The organism is Streptomyces sp. NPDC060028 (genome assembly GCF_042736725.1).
Taxonomy (GTDB): Bacteria; Actinomycetota; Actinomycetes; order Streptomycetales; family Streptomycetaceae; genus Streptomyces.
Window position 1 is genome coordinate 69,955 of record NZ_JBHWVJ010000036.1, and the last position, 6,000, is coordinate 75,954.

The following is a 6,000-nucleotide window of genomic DNA, read 5'->3' on the forward strand; positions in this document are numbered from 1 at the left end:
CAGCTTGCACTGATTTGCGTCGGCATGCCTGATGCGCCGCGCCAGGGCCACCCGAGCCACAGGAGCCTTAAGGTGGCCCCATGACCACCGAGTCGGACCCCTCGTACCCGGCACACTGGGAAGCGGACGTCGTCCTGCGGGACGGCGGCACCGCCCGCATCAGACCCATCACCACCGAGGACGCGGGCCGGCTGGTCAGCTTCTACGAGCAGGTTTCGGACGAGTCGAAGTACTACCGCTTCTTCGCCCCCTACCCCCGGCTCTCCGACCGCGACGTGCACCGCTTCACCCACCACGACTACGTGGACCGGGTCGGCCTCGCGGCGACCATCGGCGGGGAGTTCATCGGCACCGTCCGCTACGACCGGATCGGCTCCGACGGCCGCCCGGCCACCGGGCCCGCCGACGAGGCCGAGGTCGCCTTCCTCGTCCAGGACGCCCACCAGGGCCGGGGCGTGGCCTCCGCCCTGCTCGAACACATCGGCGCGGTCGCCCGCGAGCGGGGCATCCGGCGCTTCGCCGCCGAGGTGCTGCCCGCCAACAACAAGATGATCAAGGTGTTCACGGACGCCGGATACCAGCAGAAGCGCAGCTTCGAGGACGGCTCCGTCCGCCTCACCCTCGACCTCGAACCCACCGCCGAGTCCCTCGCCGTGCAGCGCGCCCGCGAGCAGCGCGCCGAGGCCCGCTCGGTACAGCGGCTGCTGACCCCGCGCTCCGTGGCCGTGATCGGAGTCAGCCGCTCCGGCAGCGGCGTGGGCGCGGCGACCCTGCGCAACCTGCGGGACAGCGGCTTCCACGGCCACCTCTACGCGGTCAACGCGGCCCGCGCCCCCGGCATCGAGGGAGACCTGCTCGACGGCGTACGGGCCTACCGCGCGCTCGCCGACATCGGCGCGCCCGTGGACCTCGCGGTGGTCGCGGTTCCCGCGGACCGGGTCCCGCAGGTGGTGGCCGACTGCGGGGAGCACGGGGTGCAGGGACTCGTCGTGCTCTCCGCCGGATACGGGGAGAGCGGGGCGCAGGGGACGGCCCGCCAGCGCGAACTGGTGCGGCAGGTGCGCTCGTACGGGATGCGGCTGATCGGACCGAACGCGTTCGGGGTGATCAACGCGGCACCCGAGGTGGAGCTGAACGCCTCGCTGGCTCCCGCGCCGCTGCCCAAGCGCGGCCGCATCGGCCTCTTCACGCAGTCCGGGGCCATCGGGATCGCGCTGCTCTCGGGGCTCCTGCGCCGCGGCGAAGGGCTGTCCTCCTTCGTCTCGGCGGGCAACCGCGCCGACGTGTCCGGAAACGACATCCTCCAGTACTGGTACGACGACGAGGCGACGGACGTCGCGCTGCTCTACCTGGAGACCCTGGGCAACCCGCGCAAGTTCACCCGGCTCGCCCGCCGGACGGCGGCCGTCAAGCCGGTGGTCGTCGCCAAGGGCGGCCGCCACACCCCCGCGGGGCACGTCGTCCCCGACACCCGGCTCCCGGACGCGACGGTCTCGGCGCTGCTGCGGCAGGCGGGCGTGATCCGGGTCGACACGGTCACCGAGCTGGTGGACGTCGGCCTGCTGCTGGCCGCGCAGCCACTGCCCGCCGGACCGCGGATCGCGATCCTCGGCAACTCCGAGTCCCTCGGGGTCCTCACCTACGACGCCTGCCTGACGCAGGGGCTGCGGCCGCTTCCGCCGCTGGACCTGACGACGGCGGCCTCGCCCGCGGACTTCCGTACGGCCCTGGCCGCCGCGCTGGCCTCCGACGACTGTGACGCGGTCGTCGTCACGGCGATCCCGTGGGTGAGCGAGCGCGCGCTGGCCGACGATCTCGCGGACGCCCTGCGGGAGGCCGTGGCCGAGGTGCCGGGCAAGCCCGTGGCCGTGGTGCACGTGGAGCTCGGCGAACTGGTCGAGGCCCTGTCGGCGGCGCGCGGCACCGCGCCGGTGCGGGGGCCGGCTCCGCCGCCTCGGTCTCCGTCGGCCGGGGCCGTGCCGGCTGCCACGCCCGCCCCCGTGACCCCGCCCGCGGACCCCCGCACGGCCGGCGAGCGGGACCGGATCCCCAGCTATCCCGCCGCCGAGCGCGCCGTCAAGGCCCTCGCCGAGGCCGTGCGCTACGGCCAGTGGCGGCGCGCCATCGCCGAGCCCGGCCAGGTCCCGGAGTACGAGGACATCGACGAGGGCGGGGCCGCCGGGCAGCTCTCCCGGCTGCTGGCGGCCGTGCCGGACGGCGAGGTGCTCACCCTGGCCGACCCCGACGCCCGCGAGCTGCTCGGCCGCTACGGGATCCGCGTGCACGCCACCCTCCCCGCGCCCAGCGCCGACGCCGCGGTCAGCGCCGCCCGTGTGCTCGGCTACCCGGTCGCGCTCAAGACCACCGCCTCGCACCTGCGCCACCGCGCGGACCTGGGCGGCGTACGCCTCGACCTCACCACCGAGGCGGAGCTGCGGCGGTCCTACGAGGAACTCACCGAAGCCCTCGGCAAGCCCGCCGAGCTGCTCCCCGTCGTCCAGGCCATGGTGCCTCGGGGTGTCGACACCGTCGTCCGCTCCGTCATCGACCCCGCCGCCGGAGCCGTCCTCTCCTTCGGCCTCGCCGGCGTCGCCTCCGAACTGCTCGGCGACACCGCGCACCGCCTGGTCCCGGCCACCGACCGGGACGCCGCCGGCCTGATCCGCTCCATCCGCACCGCGCCGCTCCTCTTCGGCTGGCGCGGCAGCGACCCCGTCAACACCCCGGCCCTGGAGGAACTGCTCCTGCGGCTGTCCCGCCTCGTCGACGACCACCCCGAGGTGGTCGGGGTTTCCCTGGAGCCCGTCGTCGTCGCCACCGACGGCCTCTCCGTGCTCAGCGCCACCGTCCGCCTCGCCCACGCCCCCGCCCGCAGCGACCTCGGGCCGCGCACCCTGCCCAGCTACTGACGTCCGGCGCGGCCGGGGCGCCTCCTGCGGGCCTTAGGATGGACCTCATGGCGAAATCCGGTACGACGACCCAGGGGCTGCGCACGGCGATCGAGCGCAGCGGCTACTACCCGGCCCTCGTGGCCGAGGCCGTGGAGGCCGCGGTGGGCGGCGAGCCGATCTCGTCGTACCTGGTCCACCAAGAGACGACCTTCGACGCCAACGAGGTGCGCCGCCATGTCACGGTGCTGGTCCTGACCGGCAACCGCTTCATCGTGAGCCACACCGACGAGCAGGCCGCCGACGCCGGATCCCCGTCCCCGTACGCGACCACCTCCACCGAGTCGGTCAAGCTCTCCAGCATCTCCTCCGTGGTGCTCAGCCGCGTCGTCGCCAACCCGGAGTCGTACACGCCCGGCACCCTGCCCCGCGAGGTCGTCCTGACCATCGGCTGGGGCGCGGTCTCCCGCATCGACCTGGAGCCGGCCGCCTGCGGCGACCCGAACTGCGACTCCGACCACGGCTACACCGGCAACTCCACCGCCGACGACCTGAGCCTGCGGGTCAGCGAGGCGGGCGACGGACCGGAGGCCGTGCGCCAGACGCTGGTCTTCGCGCAGGCCCTCAGCGAAGCCACCGCGGCCACCGCGGCGCCTTCCGCCACCGCTCGCTGATGGCGTACTCCGCGGCGCAGAACTGGGCGGACGAGCCGGAGCTCCTGGACCTGGCCGGCGCCCCGGTGCCGCAGTACGGCACGGGCTCGCTCGCCGATCTGCTGCCGACCCTCGTGGCGGGCCAGGGCGTCCCCGGATTCACCGCCTCCATCGCCGAGCTCACCCCGGCCGACCGCAACTGCGTGTTCCTGGTCGACGGCATGGGCTGGGAGCAGATAAAGGCACACCCGGACGAGGCCCCGTACCTGACCTCCCTCCTCGGCAGTTCGCGCGGCGGCACCGGCCGCCCGATCACCGCGGGCTTCCCGGCGACCACCGCCACCTCGCTGGCCTCCGTCGGCACCGGCCTGCCGCCCGCCCGGCACGGCCTGCCCGGCTACACCGTGCGCAACCCCGCCACCGGTGAGCTGATGAACCAGCTCCGCTGGCACCCGTGGACCGCGCCGAAGCCCTGGCAGCCGTACCCGACCGTCTTCCAGAAGGCCGACGCGGCAGGCGTGGCCACCGCGCAGGTGTCCTCGCCCGCGTTCCAGACCACCCCGCTCACCAAGGTCGCGCTGAGCGGCGGCACCTTCCTCGGGCGGATGACCGGCGAGGAGCGCATGGACCTCGCGGCCGAGCGCCTCGCGGCCGGTGACCGCTCGCTCGTGTACACGTACTACAGCGAGCTCGACGGCGCGGGACACCGGCACGGCGTGGACTCCGACGCCTGGCGCGGCCAGTTGATGTACGTGGACCGGCTGGTCCAGCGGCTCGTGGAGCAGCTCCCGGCGCGCACCGCCCTGTACGTCACCGCGGACCACGGCATGGTGGACATCCCCTTCGACGAGGATGCGCGGATCGACTTCGACGACGACTGGGAGCTGGGCGCGGGCGTGGCCCTGCTCGGCGGCGAGGGCCGGGCCCGGCACGTGTACGCCGTCCCGGGCGCGCAGGCCGACGTCCTGACCGTGTGGCGCGAGGTGCTCGGCGACCGGTTCTGGGTCGCGAGCCGCGAAGAGGCCCTGGAACTGGGCTGGTTCGGCGCGCCGGGGGAGTGCGACGAGCGCGTCCTCGGCCGCATCGGCGACGTCGTCGCGGCCGCCCAGGCGGACGTGGCCATCACCGCCTCGCGCAACGAGCCCAACGAGTCGGCGCTCGCCGGCATGCACGGCTCCATGACCCCGGCCGAGCAGCTGGTCCCGCTGCTCGAAGTCCGCACCTGATCCTCCCCGCCGCCCTCCCCGCGCCCCCGCCCACGACCCGAAAGGTCCCGTACTTCCCATGCCCGAGCTGGTGTTCTTCTCCGGAACGATGGACTGCGGAAAGAGCACACTGGCGCTCCAGATTGCACACAACCGCGACGCGCGGGGACTCCAGGGCGTGATCTTCACCCGCGACGACCGGGCGGGCGAAGGCAAGCTCTCGTCCCGCCTCGGCCTGGTGACGGAGGCGGTCGAGGCTCCGGAGGGCATGGACCTGTACGCGTACCTGGTCGCCCAGCTCTCCAAGGGCGGCAAGGCGGACTACGTGATCGTGGACGAGGCCCAGTTCCTCGCCCCGGAGCAGATCGACCAGCTCGCGCGCATCGTGGACGACCTCGGCCTGGACGTCTTCGCCTTCGGCATCACCACGGACTTCCGCACGAAGCTCTTCCCTGGCTCGCAGCGCCTGATCGAGCTCGCGGACCGCCTCGAACAGCTCCAGGTCGAGGCGCTGTGCTGGTGCGGGGCCCGCGCCACCCACAACGCCCGTACGGTGGGCGGGGAGATGGTGGTCGAAGGCGCCCAGGTGGTGGTCGGTGACGTGAACCGCCCGGCGGAGGAGATCGGCTACGAGGTCCTCTGCCGCCGCCACCACCGCAAGCGGATGACTTCGGCCGCGGCCCACGCCGGCGCCCTTTCCCCGGACGTCCTCCCGGTCAACCACGCCTGACGGGTCCCGGATGCGAGCGTCACAGCGGCTGCCTCAGCTGCGTTGTCGAGGACGACACCGAGTCGGCGCCGACCGAGGCCATGGCCGACGAGATGGGCGGGAACGTCGGCCATGGCCTTCAGTAGTCGGCGCTGTCCGGGACGCGGCTCCCGGCGCGCCACTGACGTCGTGGGGCGCCGCTTCACCGCCCGGGCCAGGTTGGACAAGTGCGCGCTCTCGGCCTCGGTCAGGCGCAGCGCGGCGGCCACGGCGTCGATGACCATGTCCGAGACGTTCTCGCCGCGACCCTGCTCGAACCGGATGTGGTAGTCCACGCTCACGCCTGCCGGCTGGGCCAGCTCTTCGCGGCGAAGGCCGGGGACCCGACGGCGTTCGCCGTAGGTGTTCAGTCCTGCGTCCTTGGGCTTCGGGCGCGCGCGGCGTGAGCGGAGAAAGGCTCCGAGTTCGGTTCTGGCGTCCCTTCCCTCACCTAGTGCTGTGACCGGAAAGGTTCACCGCGTCGCGGCGCCCGGCACGGCACCTCG

At 73.6% G+C, this 6,000-nt stretch carries 4 protein-coding genes and 1 pseudogene; 4 read left to right on the forward strand and 1 reads right to left on the reverse strand.

The annotated features are described in order from the left end of the window. Window positions 1–80: 80 nt before the first annotated feature. The 4 genes from ACFWBF_RS19680 to ACFWBF_RS19695 are packed head-to-tail and all read left to right on the forward strand — an operon-like array spanning window position 81 to window position 5,476. Window positions 81–2,909, forward strand: a complete 2,829-nt coding sequence (locus ACFWBF_RS19680) for a GNAT family N-acetyltransferase (protein ID WP_385603156.1) — start codon at window positions 81–83, stop codon at window positions 2,907–2,909. A gap of 47 nt (window positions 2,910–2,956) precedes the next feature. After that, window positions 2,957–3,562 (forward strand): DUF5998 family protein, encoded by a 606-nt coding sequence (locus ACFWBF_RS19685; protein WP_385223564.1) that lies wholly within the window; start codon window positions 2,957–2,959, stop codon window positions 3,560–3,562. Next, window positions 3,562–4,767 (forward strand): alkaline phosphatase family protein, encoded by a 1,206-nt coding sequence (locus ACFWBF_RS19690; RefSeq protein WP_385603160.1) that lies wholly within the window; start codon window positions 3,562–3,564, stop codon window positions 4,765–4,767. The genes ACFWBF_RS19685 and ACFWBF_RS19690 overlap by 1 nt, the downstream gene beginning before the upstream one ends. Window positions 4,768–4,825: 58 nt before the next feature. Further along, the gene (locus ACFWBF_RS19695) at window positions 4,826–5,476 is read left to right on the forward strand and encodes a thymidine kinase (RefSeq protein WP_330298993.1); all 651 of its coding nucleotides are present in this window, start codon (window positions 4,826–4,828) and stop codon (window positions 5,474–5,476) included. Here the strand turns inward: ACFWBF_RS19695 and ACFWBF_RS19700 are convergent. Then, window positions 5,374–5,910 (reverse strand): annotated as a pseudogene (locus ACFWBF_RS19700) (helix-turn-helix domain-containing protein); the annotation flags it as partial. The gene ACFWBF_RS19695 and the pseudogene ACFWBF_RS19700 overlap by 103 nt on opposite strands. Window positions 5,911–6,000 lie beyond the last annotated feature (90 nt).

Coding starts and splice junctions, on each gene's coding strand:
- ACFWBF_RS19680 (WP_385603156.1), top strand. CDS start 81: ATGACCACCGAGTCGGACCCCTCGTACCCGGCACACTGGGAAGCGGAC.
- ACFWBF_RS19685 (WP_385223564.1), top strand. CDS start 2,957: ATGGCGAAATCCGGTACGACGACCCAGGGGCTGCGCACGGCGATCGAG.
- ACFWBF_RS19690 (WP_385603160.1), top strand. CDS start 3,562: ATGGCGTACTCCGCGGCGCAGAACTGGGCGGACGAGCCGGAGCTCCTG.
- ACFWBF_RS19695 (WP_330298993.1), top strand. CDS start 4,826: ATGCCCGAGCTGGTGTTCTTCTCCGGAACGATGGACTGCGGAAAGAGC.